General features: G+C 40.2%; 20 protein-coding genes and 1 other RNA gene. 12 read left to right on the top strand and 9 right to left on the bottom strand.

Annotated elements, in window-relative coordinates:
- Nucleotides 1-243 precede the first annotated feature (243 nt).
- Nucleotides 244-963: an oxidative stress defense protein gene (locus I3259_RS15945; protein ID WP_238030601.1), complete on the top strand. Its 720-nt coding sequence runs from the start codon at nucleotides 244-246 to the stop codon at nucleotides 961-963.
- A gap of 80 nt (nucleotides 964-1,043) precedes the next feature.
- Here the strand turns inward: I3259_RS15945 and serA are convergent, their stop codons facing one another.
- The 5 genes from serA to zapA form a co-directional block, all read right to left on the bottom strand.
- Nucleotides 1,044-2,273 carry a phosphoglycerate dehydrogenase gene (serA, locus tag I3259_RS15940; RefSeq protein WP_238030599.1) on the bottom strand — a complete coding sequence of 410 codons (1,230 nt, stop codon included), beginning with the start codon at nucleotides 2,271-2,273 and terminating at the stop codon, nucleotides 1,044-1,046.
- A 278-nt stretch (nucleotides 2,274-2,551) separates the two neighbouring features.
- Nucleotides 2,552-3,211, bottom strand: coding sequence for a ribose-5-phosphate isomerase RpiA (gene rpiA / locus I3259_RS15935; protein ID WP_238030597.1), 660 nt, complete (start codon nucleotides 3,209-3,211; stop codon nucleotides 2,552-2,554).
- Between the two features lie 217 nt (nucleotides 3,212-3,428).
- Nucleotides 3,429-4,025, bottom strand: a complete 597-nt coding sequence (locus tag I3259_RS15930) for a 5-formyltetrahydrofolate cyclo-ligase (RefSeq protein WP_238030595.1) — start codon at nucleotides 4,023-4,025, stop codon at nucleotides 3,429-3,431.
- A gap of 72 nt (nucleotides 4,026-4,097) precedes the next feature.
- Nucleotides 4,098-4,279, bottom strand: a non-coding RNA gene (gene ssrS / locus I3259_RS15925) — 6S RNA.
- Between the two features lie 7 nt (nucleotides 4,280-4,286).
- On the bottom strand, nucleotides 4,287-4,589 hold the full coding sequence (gene zapA, locus I3259_RS15920; protein ID WP_238030593.1) for a cell division protein ZapA: 303 nt from the start codon (nucleotides 4,587-4,589) through the stop codon (nucleotides 4,287-4,289).
- 390 nt (nucleotides 4,590-4,979) lie between these two features.
- Between zapA and I3259_RS15915 the strand changes: the two genes are divergently transcribed.
- The 4 genes from I3259_RS15915 to gcvH all read left to right on the top strand — a co-directional run bounded on the left by I3259_RS15915 (nucleotide 4,980) and on the right by gcvH (nucleotide 8,567).
- Nucleotides 4,980-5,558, top strand: coding sequence for a YecA family protein (locus I3259_RS15915; protein WP_238030591.1), 579 nt, complete (start codon nucleotides 4,980-4,982; stop codon nucleotides 5,556-5,558).
- A gap of 25 nt (nucleotides 5,559-5,583) precedes the next feature.
- Nucleotides 5,584-6,771 carry a 2-octaprenyl-6-methoxyphenyl hydroxylase gene (ubiH, locus tag I3259_RS15910; RefSeq protein ID WP_238030590.1) on the top strand — a complete coding sequence of 396 codons (1,188 nt, stop codon included), beginning with the start codon at nucleotides 5,584-5,586 and terminating at the stop codon, nucleotides 6,769-6,771.
- Nucleotides 6,772-6,773: 2 nt separating this feature from the next.
- Nucleotides 6,774-7,988: an FAD-dependent 2-octaprenylphenol hydroxylase gene (locus tag I3259_RS15905; protein ID WP_238030588.1), complete on the top strand. Its 1,215-nt coding sequence runs from the start codon at nucleotides 6,774-6,776 to the stop codon at nucleotides 7,986-7,988.
- A 186-nt stretch (nucleotides 7,989-8,174) separates the two neighbouring features.
- Nucleotides 8,175-8,567, top strand: a complete 393-nt coding sequence (gene gcvH, locus I3259_RS15900; protein ID WP_238030586.1) for a glycine cleavage system protein GcvH — start codon at nucleotides 8,175-8,177, stop codon at nucleotides 8,565-8,567.
- 42 nt (nucleotides 8,568-8,609) lie between these two features.
- On the opposite strand, the gene I3259_RS15895 is transcribed toward gcvH, so the two are convergent.
- Complete coding sequence (locus tag I3259_RS15895) at nucleotides 8,610-8,819, bottom strand: DUF1107 domain-containing protein (protein WP_238030584.1); 210 nt, start codon at nucleotides 8,817-8,819, stop codon at nucleotides 8,610-8,612.
- Nucleotides 8,820-9,259: 440 nt separating this feature from the next.
- On the opposite strand from I3259_RS15895, the gene I3259_RS15890 reads away from it, so the two are divergent.
- The 3 genes from I3259_RS15890 to nqrM all read left to right on the top strand — a co-directional run bounded on the left by I3259_RS15890 (nucleotide 9,260) and on the right by nqrM (nucleotide 10,296).
- Complete coding sequence (locus I3259_RS15890) at nucleotides 9,260-9,550, top strand: DUF134 domain-containing protein (RefSeq protein ID WP_238030582.1); 291 nt, start codon at nucleotides 9,260-9,262, stop codon at nucleotides 9,548-9,550.
- A 78-nt stretch (nucleotides 9,551-9,628) separates the two neighbouring features.
- Complete coding sequence (locus I3259_RS15885; RefSeq protein ID WP_238030581.1) at nucleotides 9,629-10,099, top strand: NifB/NifX family molybdenum-iron cluster-binding protein; 471 nt, start codon at nucleotides 9,629-9,631, stop codon at nucleotides 10,097-10,099.
- On the top strand, nucleotides 10,096-10,296 hold the full coding sequence (nqrM, locus tag I3259_RS15880; protein WP_238030579.1) for a (Na+)-NQR maturation NqrM: 201 nt from the start codon (nucleotides 10,096-10,098) through the stop codon (nucleotides 10,294-10,296). The genes I3259_RS15885 and nqrM overlap by 4 nt, the downstream gene beginning before the upstream one ends.
- A gap of 43 nt (nucleotides 10,297-10,339) precedes the next feature.
- On the opposite strand, the gene I3259_RS15875 is transcribed toward nqrM, so the two are convergent.
- A complete protein-coding gene (locus I3259_RS15875; protein ID WP_238030577.1) occupies nucleotides 10,340-11,296 on the bottom strand; it encodes a LysR family transcriptional regulator in 957 nt (318 codons plus the stop codon).
- Nucleotides 11,297-11,524: 228 nt separating this feature from the next.
- Here I3259_RS15875 and I3259_RS15870 point away from each other — a divergent pair, with 228 nt between their 5' ends.
- Nucleotides 11,525-12,655, top strand: coding sequence for a patatin-like phospholipase family protein (locus tag I3259_RS15870; protein WP_238030575.1), 1,131 nt, complete (start codon nucleotides 11,525-11,527; stop codon nucleotides 12,653-12,655).
- Between the two features lie 49 nt (nucleotides 12,656-12,704).
- Here I3259_RS15870 and I3259_RS15865 read toward each other — a convergent pair whose 3' ends face one another.
- Nucleotides 12,705-13,184 (bottom strand): YbaK/EbsC family protein, encoded by a 480-nt coding sequence (locus I3259_RS15865; protein WP_238030603.1) that lies wholly within the window; start codon nucleotides 13,182-13,184, stop codon nucleotides 12,705-12,707.
- Complete coding sequence (ygfZ, locus tag I3259_RS15860) at nucleotides 13,174-14,157, bottom strand: tRNA-modifying protein YgfZ (protein ID WP_238030573.1); 984 nt, start codon at nucleotides 14,155-14,157, stop codon at nucleotides 13,174-13,176. Before ygfZ ends, I3259_RS15865 begins: the two co-directional genes overlap by 11 nt.
- 256 nt (nucleotides 14,158-14,413) lie before the next feature.
- Here ygfZ and I3259_RS15855 point away from each other — a divergent pair, with 256 nt between their 5' ends.
- The 3 genes from I3259_RS15855 to I3259_RS15845 all read left to right on the top strand — a co-directional run bounded on the left by I3259_RS15855 (nucleotide 14,414) and on the right by I3259_RS15845 (nucleotide 17,048).
- Nucleotides 14,414-14,674, top strand: a complete 261-nt coding sequence (locus tag I3259_RS15855) for a succinate dehydrogenase assembly factor 2 (RefSeq protein ID WP_238030572.1) — start codon at nucleotides 14,414-14,416, stop codon at nucleotides 14,672-14,674.
- Entirely contained in the window at nucleotides 14,643-15,059 is a 417-nt protein-coding gene (locus tag I3259_RS20305) for a protein YgfX (protein ID WP_346769455.1), read from the top strand. Before I3259_RS15855 ends, I3259_RS20305 begins: the two co-directional genes overlap by 32 nt.
- Nucleotides 15,060-15,218: 159 nt before the next feature.
- A complete protein-coding gene (locus I3259_RS15845) occupies nucleotides 15,219-17,048 on the top strand; it encodes a methyl-accepting chemotaxis protein (RefSeq protein ID WP_238030568.1) in 1,830 nt (609 codons plus the stop codon).
- Nucleotides 17,049-17,095 lie beyond the last annotated feature (47 nt).

Here is a 17,095-nt window from a genome sequence, read left to right as displayed (position 1 = left end):
ACACATCTATAGGATCGTTCAACTGATCATTTTTGTCTTAACTGATCGGCATTAGGCCTAATAGGCCCCATTTTTTTATCAATAAAACATCGAAATAGTGATTAATTAGCCATAAAGGAACAATGTTCAAAATAAATGATGTAATAGGGGATAGATTTCATTTTTTTGTGGTCAAAGCTACATAGATTATTTATCTCACGACTACGATAAATAAAAATAACTCTTTGTTAGCGAGGATTGATAATGAAAAAACATCTATTAGCTATATTATTAAGTACCAGTGCACTTATTTCTACAGGCGCTGTTGCCGCTGATCTATCATTTCCTCATTTAGAAACAACAGGGCGCGGTGAAGTGGTGGTGAAGCCTGATATGGCAGTATTCTCTGTTGATGTTGTCGCAACCAAGCCAACAGCGTCAGAAGCAAAGCAAGCTGCAGATCAAGCGGTGACTAAGTTTATAGAGCGTTTGACCAAAGCAGGTGTTGAGCGTAAAAATATTAATAGTGCAAATATTTCTCTTTCCGCACAGTACCGTTACCCGAAAGACAAAGCACCAGAATTTACAGGCTTTAAAGCGACTCGTAATGTTGTTGTAACGGTTTACAAATTGGAAAATTTAAACACTTATCTTGATGACGCATTAGGTGATGGTATTAATCAAATTAATAACATTACTTTGAAAGTAAAGGATCAGAAGAAGTATCAAGATGAAGCACGTCAAGCGGCAATAGCGAATGCTAAAGAAGTTGCAGCATCCTTAGCGAAAGGTTTTGGTGATAAAGTCGAAGGTGTTTGGCAGATAGATTACAACACTAATGCTCGTCCAATGCCTTATGGTATGAGAAGTGCACCAATGATGTATGCAAGCGATGAAAATTCAGCTGCCGTAAATCAAAGCTACAGTGATAACAACATTGTGATTTCAGACAGTGTAAATGTAATATTTAAATTAGCGAAGTAATTAGACTAAGCATACGAAATAAAAAGGAGAGCCTCAGCTCTCCTTTTTACTATCATGTTGAGGTCATTAATTATTAGCAATTAGTGCAAAATGCGAGCGCGAATCGTGCCTTCGATTGTTTTCAGTTTTGCCAGCGCTTCTTTTGAACGTTCAGTTTCAACATCAATCACGACATAGCCAATTTCAGCCCCTGTTTGTAAGAACTGAGCGGCAATGTTAATGCCTTCTGATGCAAAGATAGTGGTGATTTGATTTAAGATCCCCGGTCGGTTTTCATGAATATGAAGTAAACGAGAACAGCCACGGTGTTCAGGTAGTGATACCTCTGGGAAACCAACCGCCGATAACGTTGAACCATTATCTGAGTATTTCACTAGTTTACCAGCCACTTCAATACCAATGTTCTCTTGTGCTTCTTGGGTTGAGCCTCCAATGTGAGGCGTCAAAATAACGTTATCAAATTGTAGAAGTGGTGATTCAAATGGGTCGTTATTGGTTTTTGGCTCTACAGGGAATACATCAATTGCTGCACCTGCAATATGCTTGCTTTCTAACGCACTACAAAGCGCATCAATATCCACGACTGTACCGCGTGCTGCATTAATAAAAATAGACCCAGGCTTCATGCGTGCAAATTCTTCAGCACCCATAATGTTTTGTGTATCAGGTGTTTCTGGTACGTGCAGTGAAATCACATCAGATTTATTTAACAGCTCACTTAACGATGCGACTTGTGTTGCGTTACCTAAGGTTAATTTACTTTCAATATCGTAAAAACAAACACGCATACCTAAGTTTTCAGCCAATATACCTAGCTGAGTACCAATATGACCATAGCCGATAATCCCCAGTGTTTTACCACGCGCTTCAAATGAATTATCCGCTGATTTTTGCCATTCACCACGGTGTGCTTTTGCGTTCTTCTCTGGAATACCACGAAGAAGAAGAAGAAGTTCACCTAATACAAGCTCAGCAACACTGCGGGTATTTGAAAACGGTGCGTTAAAAACGGGGATACCGCGACGCATTGCTTCGTTTAAATCAACTTGGTTAGTACCAATACAGAAACAACCTACGGCGGTTAGTTTTTTTGCAGCAGCAAAGACTTCTGGCGTCAATTGTGTACGAGAGCGAATACCAATGAAGTGGGCATCTTTTACGGCTTCTAGTAGCTCTTCACCAGCAAGTGATCCTTTGTGGTATTCAATATTGGTGTAGCCTGCTTGTTGTAGCACTTCTAGAGATGAAGGGTGTAGTCCTTCTAATAATAGAATTTTAATTTTATCTTTATTGAGTGAAACTTTGGCCATGGTTCTCATCCTTAAAAACGCAGCTAACTGAATGTAAAACAAAGAAATGTCAGGTGGTGAAATGTCTTTTTTACTGCCACAGTAGCGAAATGGTTAAACGTTTGCTAATAGCTGTTTAATAAAGTATCAAAAAATAGCCACTATGGGTAAGAATATTACAAAAAAGATAATAAAAAACGGCATAAGCTAGAATTAGAATCAATAAGCTATGCCGTTTTGAAAGGAAATAACATTTATAACGCAAACAATAGCGTTTTATCATTTCGAGTAATAAGCGATTATTTTTCGAATTTTTTAACGCCGTCTGGTGAGCCAACCAATAATACGTCAGCGCCTCGGTGAGCAAATAGACCAACAGTTACAACACCAGGTAGGGCGTTGATCTTATCTTCCATTGCTTTAGGATCGGTGATTTTCATGTTATAGACATCAAGGATCATATTACCGTTATCGGTCACAACGCCTTCGCGGTATGCAGGATCGCCACCAAGCTTAACTAGCTCTCGACCAATGAAAGAGCGTGCCATAGGGATCACTTCAACAGGTAGTGGGAATTGACCTAATACGTCAACTTGTTTGGTGTCATCTACGATACAGATAAATTTGTTCGCAATTGCAGCGACAATTTTTTCACGAGTAAGCGCAGCACCACCACCTTTAATCATATCGTAATCTGCATTGATTTCATCTGCACCATCAACATAAATATCAAGAGAAGACACTTCGTTAGCATCAAACACTTTAATACCTAGTTGTTCAAGACGTTCCGTGGAAGCCACAGAGCTTGAAACTGCGCCTTTAATCTCTTCTTTACGAGTTGCTAAGGCATCGATGAAGTGATTAACCGTAGAGCCAGTACCTACACCTACAATTGTTCCTTTCTGTACGTACTCAAGTGCCGCCCAACCTGCTGCTTTTTTCATTTCATCTTGTGTCATGCCATTCTCCTCGTTATGACTAATACGCCGATTAAGCGTTGATGCTAATTATAACTAATTGGCGATAGTTAGTCAGTGTGATTATTAACTATCACAATGAAAAATAAGAAATAAAAACATAAGGTTATTTATAACAATTGGTTAGATTGTTCGTTTTTATTGAAACCAAGGTAAACGATTGCTTAATCATGTTAATTTGATAGTTGCATTGGTATTGTTACCAACAATGGATCTTCGATGGGGTAATAATTTTTGGTAAAGGTACATCCCATTGTTCGCTTGGCAATTGTTCTACATGTTGGCAATCATGGGCTAATCCTAATGGGTAAGGGCCTTGTTTATGCTGATGCCATTGGCTAAGAGTACGATCATAGTAGCCTCCTCCCATACCTAATCGTTGACCTGATTTATCAAAAGCCACCAGTGGGGTGCAAATAACATCCAATTCATTAACCGGTTTTACTGCTCGCACATCGAGAGTGGGCTCTAAAATTTGATAGCGATTTTTACGCATAGAGGTGTCAGGGGTGTAGCGAAGAAATAACAAGTGCCCTTTACTAAAAGGATGCAAAACCGGTAGGTAAACCGATTTTTCATTTTGCCATAACCAGTCGATAATGGGTTGAGTGCTGATCTCACCGTCATTGGTCAAATAAAGCGCAATATGTTGACTAGCAATAAATTGTTGGCATTGCTGGATTTGTTTAAGTAATTGTTGGCTAGCGTGTGTTTGTTGTTCGGGGAGAAGTTGTTGTCGTTGTAGACGGATCTGTTGTCTGATCTTTTGGCGTGAGGATACAAAGTGTGGTGTCATTTGGCTCAATCCTTGAGTGGGGATTTTGCTAAATTGTATGAAGATGCTATTGAAATTGGAAGTAAAACAGGAGAGTTCCCCAAGGTGCCGTTGCGAAATAAGGCCCTTGAACCAGACGTTCAAGGTGGATCGGCAACATTAACCGTAGGCTTCTCAGTCGAGCTGAGCATGCTCAATAGCTAATAAAAGCAGATCCTGGGTATTTGCTTATCGGCTCGGGGACGTTCATTCACTGACGCACACCCCAGGGTAAATTCATTATCAACGCTTTGGATAATTTTGCAATGCTTTATCTAGTTTTTCTTCTAGTGCATTGATCTTGTTGGATAAATTTCCAGCATTTCCGTTATGTTCTAGTCGCTCTGCATGTAACTCGTTGCAGATGTTAAGCCCTGTAAAGAGTAACAGTTGCTCTACATTGGATACTTTAGTGCGCTCTGACATATCTTTCAAGCGTTGGTCAAAATCAGAAGCAGCAGCACGAAGTGCATCCTCTTGACCAGTTGGACAGTTAACTTTGATGTTTCTGCCGAATACTTGAATTTCTACAGCCTGAGTACTCATAAATCTTCGGTTTGCTCCATGCTTAATGGGTATTCATTCCGCTTTTGCTTATCGCCAAATCATAGGAAAACAGGTTACAACATGCAAGCGGCTATACTTCACTTTGTGCTCAATAGTTTCTAACTAAACAGATATTAATCACACCAAATTGATGGTTGGTTAACTATTGAACGTTATGCTCGGCGTTATGATTTGCCGAACAGAGCTTAAGTGTTAGCATAACACAGGCGGTTACTGACCCATTGTTATTTCTGCTTTAGAAATTCAGTAAAAATGTAATTATTGATGTTTGCTTGATTTTAATTATCTAAATGAAGTGGATATAGCAATGTGAAAGTAACAATAGAGCGCTTTGTTCGTTGTTTGATCTAAAAATAAAGGTAATAAACCATGAGTGAAATAACCCTACCGACATACCAAGCTGTTGAATCTGCCTTAAAAGAGCAAGGGCTTGCAGCGGCACCTGCTGAATTACATGGTTTATTAAGTGGCATGATTTGCGGTGGTTTAGCGATTGATGATGAAAGCTGGGTTGGACCTGTTAGTGATTATGCCAATGAAGGTGAGCCATTAACCGACGGTGCTAAAATAATGATCCGTTCTTTGTTTACGACAACAGCGAATGAGCTGTTTAGTGGTGGCTTTGAGTTTTCATTACTGATGCCAGATGATGATGAGCCATTAATGATGCGAGCAGATGCTTTAACGGAATGGGTAACTAGCTTCATTTCTGGTTTAGGACTGATGGATCTCCAAAAGAACCAATTGTCTGAAGCTGTCACTGAAGCTTTAGCTGATCTTCAAGATATCGCTCAGTTAGGTATTGATGAAGATGATGATATGGAAGAACAAGCAGCCTTATTTGAACAAGTTGTTGAGCATGTTCGTATGTGTGTATTGAGTTGTCATTCTGAATTAGGACAGCGTCCGGTTGCTGAAGATGCAGAGGAAAAACCAACGTTACACTAAACGTTGTTTTGTGAAGGGATAAATAGTGAAGCACTATGATGTTGTAATTGCTGGTGGTGCAATGGCAGGGGCGAGTCTTGCTATCGCATTAGATGTATTGAGCCGTCACTCATTACGTATTGCAGTGGTTGAAGCTGTGATGCCTGAGTTTGGTACTCATCCGGGTTATGATGCAAGAAGCATCGCTTTATCGTATGGCACGACACGCTTACTGGATAACATTGGTATGTGGTCAGCCTTGCGTGATGTTGCAACGCCGATAAACGATATTCACGTTTCAGATCGTGGTCATGCGGGCATAGTCCGTATTTCATCACAGGAGCAGGCCGTTGATGCGCTAGGTTATGTGATTGAACTCGCTGATGCAGGTGAAGTTTTTCATCATAAACTGCAGCAGTTAGCAAATGTTGATCTATATTGCCCAGCCAGTGTTAAGCAGATTGAGCGCAGCGTAGAGCGCGCGACTATTGAGCTTGATAACGGTGAATGTTTACAGGCGTCATTGCTGGTGGCTGCTGATGGGGCTATTTCTCATTGTTGTCAGTTGGTGAAGATTGGTCGCTCAGACTATGATTTCGAACAAACTGCCATTATTGCCAATATTACAACCTCTGAGCCTCATTATAATCAAGCGTTTGAACGTTTCACAGAACATGGTCCGGTTGCTTTGCTGCCGATGTCTCAAGGGCGAAGCTCTTTAGTGTGGTGTGTACCACCAGAGCAACAACAAGTGATCATGGATTTATCTGACGCAGAGTTTCTTGCCAAGCTGCAACAAGCGTTTGGGTGGCGTTTAGGTGCGTTAATTCAAACGGGTAAACGTTCGTGTTATCCACTGTTACTTCGTCAATCGAACTCGCTTGTATCGCATCGTTTTGCAGTGATTGGTAATGCGGCGCAAACATTACACCCTATCGCAGGACAAGGGTTTAACCTCGGTATTCGAGATGTAATGACGCTTGCTGAAGAGATCGTTTCAGGTCATCAACAAGGTAACGATATAGGTTTACCTGAGGTGTTAGGGCATTACCGAAAACGCCGTATGCCTGATCGTCAAAATACCATTATGATGACAACAGGATTGGTAAACTTATTTGCTAACGATAATCCATTGCTGACGGCTGGACGAAATGTCGGTTTAGCTACAATGAATCTTTCAAACATATTAAAAGCACCGCTATTGCGTCGTGCTATGGGACAGGTAGAACGATAGCTATGATGCAAAGTGTTGATGTCGCGATTATTGGCGGCGGAATGGTGGGGTTAACGTTAGCTGCAGCATTGGCTGAAACTGAACTTCGAGTTGCCGTTATTGAAGGACATTTACCTGATCCTCAATTGCAGTCATTACCTGATTTACGTGTATCGGCATTAAGCCGTGGCAGTGAACGTATTTTCCGTCGCTTAGGCGTCTGGGAAGGGGTTGCAAGTCGTCGTATGAGCCCATATTCTGAAATGACCGTATGGGAGCAAGATAGTTTTGCCCAAATTCATTTTGATGCAGAGCGATTAGCTCAGCCTGATCTGGGGCATATTGTTGAAAATCGAGTCATTCAGCTCGCTTTATTAGATCGTATAAAACAGCTCAGTAATGTGACGTTATTAGCTCCAGAGCGTTGTGAAAACATTGCTTTTGGTGAATCAGAAGCATGGTTAACATTAGCCTCTGGCAAACACCTGACGGCGAAATTGGTTATTGGTGCTGATGGGGCGAATTCTTGGGTACGTCAGCAACTAGATATTCCATTAACCCATTGGGATTATGGTCATAGTGCCATTGTGGCCAATATTCGTAGCCAAGAGCCACACATGAAAGTGGCACGACAGATTTTTCGTCCACAAGGGCCGTTAGCTTTTTTACCGTTATCTGAACCTAATTTATGCTCTATTGTGTGGTCTGTACCGCCAGAAGAAGCTAAGCAATTATGTGATATGTCTGATGAGTTGTTTAATCAGCATCTAACGACTGCATTTGATAATCGCTTAGGTTTATGTCGCGTAGAAGGTGAGCGTCAAGCGTTTCCACTGCGTATGCGATATGCGCGTGATTTTGTCCGTGAACGGGTCGCGTTAGTCGGTGATGCTGCACATACTATTCATCCATTGGCAGGACAGGGAGTAAACCTTGGTTTGCTGGATGCAGCGGCTTTGGCACAAGAGCTCAAAGCACTATGGTTAGCAGATAAAGATATAGGTAAACAGGCGCATTTACGTCAATATGAACGTTGGCGTAAGGCTGAAGCAGCGAAGATGATCACTGCGATGCAAGGATTTAAAGATCTGTTTTCAGGTTCAAATCCAGCTAAAAAACTATTACGTGATATCGGTATGTTAGTGGCAGATAAAGCGCCGGGTATGAAAGACGAGTTTATGCGTAAAGCGTTAGGTTTGAGTGGTGAATTGCCAGAGCTTGCTCGCTACGAAAAATAACATGCTTGTTATCGAATGTTGAAAAAGTCACCTGATGGTGACTTTTTTTGTTTTTCGTGACTAACAAAATGGATTTTTTCACCTAAAGTAAATATCAGGCATAAATAATGTGCGTTAATTTATATAGATCTGACATGGTGACAGTAGCGCTTTAAAGGCTATCGCTGCTCTTATAAGGATGTGAAAATGAGTTACGTTCCTCTCGAATTACAATATACCCATAGCCATGAATGGATTCGTTCTGAAGGTGATGGGATTTATACTATTGGTATTACAGATCATGCTCAGTCATTGCTTGGTGATATGGTTTATGTTGAATTACCTGACATTGAATCGTCCACTGATGTGGGGGAAGAGTGTGCGATGGCTGAATCTGTAAAAGCGGCCTCAGATATTTATGCACCCTTGTCTGGTGTCGTGATTGCAATTAACGATGAATTAGATTCGGCGCCAGAGCTCGTCAATAGTGATCCCTATGGTGACGGTTGGTTATTTCAGATTAGGGTGAATGATGATAACGAACTGAATGATTTATTGATGGCGGAAGATTACGCCACCATTATTGTAGAGGATGAATAAGATCAAAAAAGCCCATTATGATATGGGCTTTATAGTTAGCGATTACGCTTCGTAGGTTTCACGTAAGCGTCTTACCTCGAAGTTCACCTCATTTACGGTATCGTAATGACGTTTCTCAGCTTTTATCGGGACTAGCAGTAACCCATTTTCAAAATGGTATCCACCGCGTCCGTCAATGTAGAGGCGACCACTAAATAAGCGACTGATATGTTTGGCGATTAATTTTGGTAAGTAGCGTTTGAACATCCGCATAATACTGCTAACTCCAACCTTCCTGGTTATTGACGGCGCTAAGTATAGCAGTTTGTGTATGACACTTCTGTGACATATTTAGCATATGCTGTTTCCGATATGTAACTATCTAACTTATTAATTAACAATAAAATAAAATATCAGATAATTATTCTGTTTTTAAGGTTTTATGTATTATCGAATAAAATAAACAAACTCTACTTTTAAAGGTAGTTCGCGCCACCTTCACGTCTGTTATCTTCTATTCGCGACATTATCTCCGCATGATACTTCGAAGTTCTTAACTTTTAATAGTAGGTATATTGGGATTTTATTTTGATAATTTATAAATTACCTATTCATTTTATAATAAAAAAATGTGTCTTATTCTGCATCTAGATCAAAGTAAAGTTTTTGGCATAAGCCAATAATTCATCATGATTGGATAGGTAAGGTGAAGTATGGCTAGGCCTAAGATTGAACGTCAAATAGGGTGCCGTCCAGCGTACAGTTGCTTTAAACCAAATGGCGTACCGATGAAAAAATTAGCGTCATTACGTTTAGATAGCGATGAATTAGAAGCACTTCGGTTAGTTGATATGCAAGGCTTACAACAAGTAGAAGCGGCGAAACAACTTGGTGTCTCACGTCAAACATTAGGCAATATTGTGGCATCGGGACGAAAAAAAGTGGCGCAAGCGTTAGTTCAAGGGTTGGCATTAGAACTTGACGGTTATATCCCAACCCCATGAATACTTTCATGTTTGATAAGTGATAAAAAAGTGATCATATTCGTTGTGATTACTCGTTTAAGTGAGTGAGGAAAAATTATGTCGATGGCAATTGCATTAACGCCACGTGATCAGGTTGCAGGACACTTTGGTAAAGCGGCTGTTTTTGTTATTTATGATCAACAAGGACAGCAAGTCGCTAGAATTGAAAATACAGGTAGTCGCGAACTTGGTTGTAAGCATAAGAAAGTAATCCAGCGTCAACTAGTTGAATGTGGCGTGTCTGAAATTGTCTTAGGAAATATTGGTCAGCGATCATTGGCTCGATTATTAAAGGCAGGCTTTAATGTTAGTCGAGTTGCACCACGCACAACATTGGCTGATGTGTTATCAGGTAGCGTAGTAAAAGAAGCGTTAACATCGGCAGAGCAAGGTCGTGATTGTAAACGTGAAAAAGGCGCATGCGGCTGTGGTTGCGGCAGTAAAAAGAAAGCCCCTGCTGCTAAAGTTGGAATGTTATCATTATCAGCAGTTAGTGGTTTAACAAAAATTGGCGGTTTTAAGTTATGACCACATTTTTGTTAACACTAGGTATTTTTCTAATTGTTATTCTAGCGATGGCGATAGGTTGGTTTTTAAAACAACGGACGATCAAAGGCAGTTGTGGTGGTTTAGCCAACGTGGGTGTTGATAAAGAATGTAACTGCGATGAACCTTGTGACGAACACAAGTTATACCAAATTCAAGAACCTCAATCGGGTCAGTAGTCGTAGAAAGCAGAGCATTCATACTCTGCTTTTTTATTATCTGTTATTGTTTCTGGAGTTGTTGAACTTGTTTGATAACCGTACTGGCAACCCGTTGACGAAGCCACTCATTCCGAGGGTGAGTACCATTTCGATGTAACCATAATAATCGAATATCAAAATCAGCAATATCGACAGGCGTTGGACATTGGGTCAAATCATCATGAAACAGATCTAATTGTGCCATTAATCGAGAAACCACACACAGTAAATTCCTTCCTTTAAGTAAATGACGAATGGTCAAAAAGTGACGCGAACCTACCGCGACTTGACGTTGTAGTGCCTGATTTTTTAATTGGTCATCAACTTGGGTAATGAGTTGCCCATCAGGTGAAACTAAGGCATGCGGATGCGCACTATATTGCTCTATGGTGATAGGAGCATTTAGTCCTGTTGCTTTACTATCGAATAAACAAACGTGATCTTCGGTATATAAATATTGACTGCTAATATCTTTGCCCATATTCGTCATTGAGCCAATCACTAAGTCTAATTGTTGTTCATTGAAAACGGTTTGATAGTTATGACGATCGACATTAAAGAAGCTGAGATGGCTATGTGGTGAGCAAGTATGAATGGCATCAAAAATGGCAGGAGCAAAGAGTAGTTCTGCGTAGTCGGTTAAGCCGATTTTAAAAGTGCCAGTAAATAACGCTGGATCAAATGTACTTGGCTGTAATAACTCTCCAGTGATCAAATTTAGAATTTTTTCAACAGTAACAGATAGCTCTAATGCTTTTTGCGTTGGGATCATATGGTGCCCTTGACGTTCAAACAAAGGATCGGCAAGGAGTTTCCTTAAACGAGACAAATTATGACTCATGGCCGATTGTCCTATCGCGAGTTTGTTGGCGGCTTTCGTAACACTTTGTGTTTCCATTAGAGCGGAAAAGGAGATCAGCAGGTTGAGATCAATCCCACGCCAGTTGATATCTTTTTTATGTGAAGAAGAGACAGACATAGTGTGGAATACCTAGTAAGAAATAGCATTAATGAGCGTCATCGTTACAACAAAATAACAATTGTAAAGAGTGCTGATTGCAACAATAAAATATGAAATCGATTGCAATTGATAAAAAACAGCTTGTGAGTTCGCTTTGTTTTATATCGATTATCTGTTTTTTTATCAAGCCGATGCTTTTTTAATCTGTAGAGTGATATTCAGACCTATCAGAAAAAAGGGATTATGATGGCTAGAACACGTACTATGAAAAAATCCAAGGTTTGCCTTGTTCTACAAGGTGGTGGTGCATTAGGTGCTTATCATATTGGCGCGTATCAAGCATTGGAAGAAGCGGGGTATACGCCAGACTGGTTTGCTGGCATTTCCATTGGCGCGTTGAATAGTGCCATTTTGGCGGGAAATAAGCCGGAAGATCGTTTAAATAAATTGACTGACTTTTGGGATCGTATATCAAGACCTGAGACTGATGTTGATTTATTACCAGCAATGGCACCGATGTTTAATACCTTTAGTGCATCTCAAGCATTAACAATGGGTCAACCTGGCTTTTTTGTACCGCGTATTATTAATCCATGGTTGTCATTACCTGGTGAATCAGCAACCAGCTTTTATGATACTAGCCCGTTATTTTCAACTATCGATGACCTGTCTGATTTCTCTATTATTAATCAACAGAAAGCCCGTTTAACTGTTGGTGCAACAAGTGTCACCAAGGGGGAGTTGGTGTTTTTTGATAGTCATACACAGCCATTACAACCAGCTCATGCTGTTGCTAGTGGATCTTTACCACCGGGTTTTCCTGCCACTCAAATTGGTGATGACCATTATTGGGATGGCGGGTGCGTTTCAAATTCACCGATCAATGGCATTTTAGATTTAGCTGAAAAAGATGAAGATTTACTCGTCTTTATGGTTGATTTATGGAATGCGAAAGGTGAGTTACCACAAACCATGAGTGAAGTGCTGTGGCGTGAAAAAGAGATCCAGTACGCAAGTCGCTCTTGTGAGCATATTGAAGCTCTCGTAGCAAAGCGTAATCTTGATCATATTTTATATCATGCAAAAGATATTGTTGATAGTGAACAAGTGCCTGATGTGGTGTCACTAAAAGTAGGTAGACATATTGATATCGTGCATATTACCTTTGATCCACTGAAAGGGCATATTCCATTAAGTGATGCAGAATTCTCACGTCGCTCTATTCGTTTACGCCGTGAGGCTGGCTATGAAGACATGACGAAAGCCATTAAAGAATCGCCATGGACGCAAAGAAGTAAAAAATTACCAACGCATTATCACCCACGGCAAGAACACGGTGGCTGGTTAGAAGGTGATGAGATAAGTAAAGCCAGTTAACTTGTTTGAATTAAAGCCCCTTATTTTAGGGGCTTTACTTTTTAATTGATCAGTCTCGGCTAATATTACCAAACATAGGATCGCATAAAATCACTAAATCATCGGTAGCTAACTCAAGCCCAGCCATACGATCACCACTACTAATGTTCACTTTAGTATGCTGCTCTATTTGATGATCGAAAATAATGGGTAATGGGCGTTTTAAGCCTAATGGTGCAACAGTCCCAATGACTAAACCTGTGATTTTTTCAACATCAGAAGCATCTGCACAGGTCATCCGACGACAACCAAATAGCGCACGGACTTTCTTAGGATCAACTGCATTCGGTCCTGGTACACAGGCTAAAACATGAAATCCTGCCATATCTTTGAGCAAAATCGATTTGACCAGTTGTTTTGGGTCAACACCGCGCTCTTGAGCTGCTTCCTCAATGGTTTTTGCTGGCTTGCTATGATGAAGAAGACGAAAATCAACCCCTTCATCTTCAAGAAAACGGGTAACAGTTGTATCGATATAATTATGCGTCATCATCTAAAGCGTAAGGTAATGAATGTTTTTCCCAGATGGCATCAGGTTGTGATGCAAATCGAAATTGTGCGTCGTCATCGAGATCGTTTGGTAATACGACTAAGGCTAACGCTTGTTGATCATTAAATTGGTAGCCAGTGATAACCGTGCCACCTTTACGCCAGTTTTCACCGACGCTACGTTCAAGTGCATCACCTGCTTGTGGGCACTGTGTAGATTCACCGCTCACGATGTACATCGTGCGTTTGTTAATACCACGGTATTTTGCACGGGCAACCGTTTCTTGGCCTGTGTAGCATCCTTTTTTAAAGCTAATACCGTTAACTGCCTGAAGGTTCATTGCTTGTGGAATAAACTCAAGTTCAGTTGCTGCTTCAACACGGGGGAGTGCAGCTTTAATATCGTATAAGTTCCACAACGCAGTGTCGGTTAGCGTCGCGTTAGCTGCAAAGTGTTGAGCAACCGTTTCAGCATGCTCAATTGGCGTGATAATAAACCAACGTAAGTTATCTACTTTTACTGCGGTTGCTGTGTCGTTATGACGGACATCATCAATGCCTGTAAAGTAGTTATCAACCGCGTTTTGAGCTTGTTCACCACTAAGACCTAATATCACATCAGTTGATTGATTAATGTCGGTTTTAGAGAAAACAGCGTATTTTTTTAGCTCAGGAATTTGGGTTGCCATGACTGTTTGGCGTTGAAGGTAACCATAGCCATTGTCGATATGGAAAATACGCATGACGGTACGCATTTTACCTTTAGCGTCACAATGTGCTGCTAATGTTGATTTCCCCGTTTCTAGTGATACAAGATCACACGTTAACTGGCCTTGTAAATAGGCTTTACTGTCAGCGCCAATTAACGTGACCATCCCCCAGTCATCAAGCTTACTTAATGCTAAAGCAGGAAGAGGCTCTTGCGATGATAAAGCAAGGGGAGAAAAAGTTAGATTTGTTGACCAAGTACTCATATCTCTGTCCACAGAATGTTGTCATTATTACGACATGGTATACCAAGTAAATGAAATAATTAACCATCGTCTCGTTGTGGAATTCTGGTGAGAGTCATTGCGAGAGTATTTATCGTTCTAATGTCTCATCTTTAACGATTGCTTGTTTCAGCGCATGGTCGACAAGTGGTGTCACTGCTACTATAAATAGCTGTTTCTCTTTGTTTTAAATCTACAGCATTAAATAGGTTTGTAGTTCTAGTTATCGAGGTTAAATATGTTAAGTGCGGAAGATAAAGCACGAGTAAAATGGGCATGTCGACGTGGAATGCTAGAGTTAGATGTGATTATTATGCCGTTTTTTGAAGAGCGTTTTGATGATTTATCAGAGCAACATCAGCATGATTTTATCTCATTACTAACCTGTGATGATCCAGACCTTTTCACATGGGTGATGAAACATGGTCGTAGTGACAATGAAGCCCATGCGAATATGGTGGATATGATTGTTGCTCACAACAACAGTAAATTACGCTGATCTTTATTTAGTCCCTTCTAAATTACAAATAGCCACATTAACAGTAGCTTACTTGTGTGTGGCTATATTCCTCTTATTCTCAAGTTCATTACTTATTCTACCTATAGCTTTGATTTTGTGTGAGAAGCTATATGACGAATACCTTAATTCGGCGATATACAGTTATCGATTACAAGGGCGTTTCCGCTTATCTTCTGTTGGTGATATTTATTATCAACAGCAACGAGGTGTTGTGACTTATGCTCGTCCATTAACCCGTTGGTTGATCATTTTTAAAGTACAGGGATTATCTTATCGCTGGCTCATCGTTTGGCGTGATAGCTGTGCAGAGCCCCATTATCGACATATAAAAATGTTCATCTATTTGCATTTATCACCTCGTTAAAGCCAACCCAATATTGTTGCTATTCCAATAGAGAATGTGATTTGAGTTCAGATAACTCTTCTTTTTTAAAGTTTTTATTACATTTTTATTTCATTGGTCGATAAAAGTTAATACTGATAGAAAAGACAATAATATTCAGGCGAGAACAGAGGATGAATAATGAAGATAAAACATAAATTAATGGGACTTAGTCTAATTTCTGTGCTCGCTTTAGCGTCTGTATTGTTAATAGGCCAAGTTGCGGAGCAAAGGGTGGAAAAAATTGGTCTTGCAGTACAAGAAATTGGTCAATTAGAGGTGACCTTATTAAATTTAAGACGTAATGAAAAAGATTTTTTAATGCGCCAAGACATTAAGTATCGAGATAAATTTCAGCAAAATATTACGCGATTTAATCATCAATTTGAAAAATTAAATCAAAAACTTCATGAACTTGATATCACCCTTCTAGAGCTCGAAACTTTACCTGTTGCAATAAATAATTATCAGCAAAAAATGTTGCTTCTAATTCAGGCATATCAGGATTTAGGGTTAGATACCTCACAAGGTAAATACCGTACATTTTTAGCCTCAGCAGAGAAGATGGCGCATCTAGGTGCTGAAAAAAAGACGAATACAGCGACGCTTTATCAGTTATTACAGACCGCTAAATTATTTATTTTAATGGGAGAGTTACAATATGCGGCAGATTACCAAGAGGCTATTGAGCAGAACGGCACACAGTTAACTAGAGATTATGGTATAGCATTTAAGGCATTTCTTTCTGCGACCGATGCAGTATTAAAGCAGCGTAATATTATAGGGCTCGCTTATAATCAGGGCTTACGAGGCGATATTCGCACCCAATCACATCATGTTGAGAAGGTATTTTCGATTGTTAGTGAAAAATTGGTTCGGAAAGCTGCAGAAGAAAAGCAACGTATTACAGTAATAACCAGTATCGTGGTGCTTATTATTATGGCTGTGGTACTGAGCTTGTCGTGGTATATCAGTCTCTCGATCCAACGACGATTAAACAGTTTAAGCGGGTTGATGGCAAATATTGCTAAAAGCCATGATTTAAGTTTGAAAGCGGATCAAAGTGGTAATGATGAATTTTCACAAATGGCTGAGAATTTTAATTACTTACTAGCAAACTTACGACAATTAATTGGTAATGTTAAAGAGGCGGTTGAACAATTAAGTGATGCTTCTGGGGCACTAAAACAACGTAGTCATGATACCGAAGAGGCTATGCAGCAACAGCAACAAGAAACCCACTCAGTTGCAACGGCGATAACTGAAATGGGGATGACGATTCGCGAAATTGCAACTAATACGGAAGCCGCTGCTGAGAATGCAGAGCGTAGTTATCATAATGCTCAACAAGGGATTGATGAAGTGAGTGCGACAAAAGAGCGTATTCGTACGCTTGCTATCGAGCTTGAAAATACCAGTCATGAAGTGTCGAGCTTATCCAGTTTGTCAGAAAATATTGGTTCAGTCTTAGATGTGATCATGGCAATTGCTGAGCAAACTAATTTATTAGCATTGAATGCTGCCATTGAAGCGGCGCGTGCAGGTGAGCAAGGACGAGGCTTTGCAGTGGTTGCTGATGAGGTACGATCTTTAGCTCTACGGACGCGACAATCAACGGAAGAAATCACAACTATTATCCATTCTCTGCAAGGACAGACTGAGAAAGTTGTGAGTCATATTGGCCATTGTCGAGAGCAAGGAGAGGCGAGTGTTGAGCAGGTGAATAATGCAGAGCAAAAAATCTCGTTAATTATGACAGATATGCAACAGATTATGGACATGAGTACGCAAATTGCTGCGGCAGTTGAGCAACAAAGTCTGGTTTCAGATGACATTACGATGAATGTGACATCAATAAGAGACATTACGACGAGTAATGCTGATATTGCGCATCAAAATGTTATTGCTGCCAATATCGTGGCTAAACAGGCCGGTGAGTTAGATAAAGCGATTATCAGTTATTCAGTGTAAACGATAGTATTCAATTGAAAAATCCCGACATATTGTCGGGATTTTTT

The sequence above is a fragment of the Photobacterium sp. Ph5 genome, from assembly GCF_022129445.1.
Taxonomy (GTDB): Bacteria; Pseudomonadota; Gammaproteobacteria; order Enterobacterales; family Vibrionaceae; genus Photobacterium.
The sequence above is the reverse complement of the archived record's forward strand: the minus strand, read 5'-3'. Positions and strand labels throughout refer to the sequence as shown.

Bases quoted from the DNA above. Each gene is read 5' to 3' on its own strand.
- I3259_RS15945 (WP_238030601.1), top strand. From the start codon at position 244: ATGAAAAAACATCTATTAGCTATATTATTAAGTACCAGTGCACTTATT.
- serA (WP_238030599.1), bottom strand. From the start codon at position 2,273: ATGGCCAAAGTTTCACTCAATAAAGATAAAATTAAAATTCTATTATTA.
- rpiA (WP_238030597.1), bottom strand. From the start codon at position 3,211: ATGACACAAGATGAAATGAAAAAAGCAGCAGGTTGGGCGGCACTTGAG.
- I3259_RS15930 (WP_238030595.1), bottom strand. From the start codon at position 4,025: ATGACACCACACTTTGTATCCTCACGCCAAAAGATCAGACAACAGATC.
- zapA (WP_238030593.1), bottom strand. From the start codon at position 4,589: ATGAGTACTCAGGCTGTAGAAATTCAAGTATTCGGCAGAAACATCAAA.
- I3259_RS15915 (WP_238030591.1), top strand. From the start codon at position 4,980: ATGAGTGAAATAACCCTACCGACATACCAAGCTGTTGAATCTGCCTTA.
- I3259_RS15905 (WP_238030588.1), top strand. From the start codon at position 6,774: ATGATGCAAAGTGTTGATGTCGCGATTATTGGCGGCGGAATGGTGGGG.
- gcvH (WP_238030586.1), top strand. From the start codon at position 8,175: ATGAGTTACGTTCCTCTCGAATTACAATATACCCATAGCCATGAATGG.
- I3259_RS15895 (WP_238030584.1), bottom strand. From the start codon at position 8,819: ATGCGGATGTTCAAACGCTACTTACCAAAATTAATCGCCAAACATATC.
- I3259_RS15890 (WP_238030582.1), top strand. From the start codon at position 9,260: ATGGCTAGGCCTAAGATTGAACGTCAAATAGGGTGCCGTCCAGCGTAC.
- I3259_RS15885 (WP_238030581.1), top strand. From the start codon at position 9,629: ATGTCGATGGCAATTGCATTAACGCCACGTGATCAGGTTGCAGGACAC.
- nqrM (WP_238030579.1), top strand. From the start codon at position 10,096: ATGACCACATTTTTGTTAACACTAGGTATTTTTCTAATTGTTATTCTA.
- I3259_RS15875 (WP_238030577.1), bottom strand. From the start codon at position 11,296: ATGTCTGTCTCTTCTTCACATAAAAAAGATATCAACTGGCGTGGGATT.
- I3259_RS15870 (WP_238030575.1), top strand. From the start codon at position 11,525: ATGGCTAGAACACGTACTATGAAAAAATCCAAGGTTTGCCTTGTTCTA.
- I3259_RS15865 (WP_238030603.1), bottom strand. From the start codon at position 13,184: ATGACGCATAATTATATCGATACAACTGTTACCCGTTTTCTTGAAGAT.
- ygfZ (WP_238030573.1), bottom strand. From the start codon at position 14,157: ATGAGTACTTGGTCAACAAATCTAACTTTTTCTCCCCTTGCTTTATCA.
- I3259_RS15855 (WP_238030572.1), top strand. From the start codon at position 14,414: ATGTTAAGTGCGGAAGATAAAGCACGAGTAAAATGGGCATGTCGACGT.
- I3259_RS15845 (WP_238030568.1), top strand. From the start codon at position 15,219: ATGAAGATAAAACATAAATTAATGGGACTTAGTCTAATTTCTGTGCTC.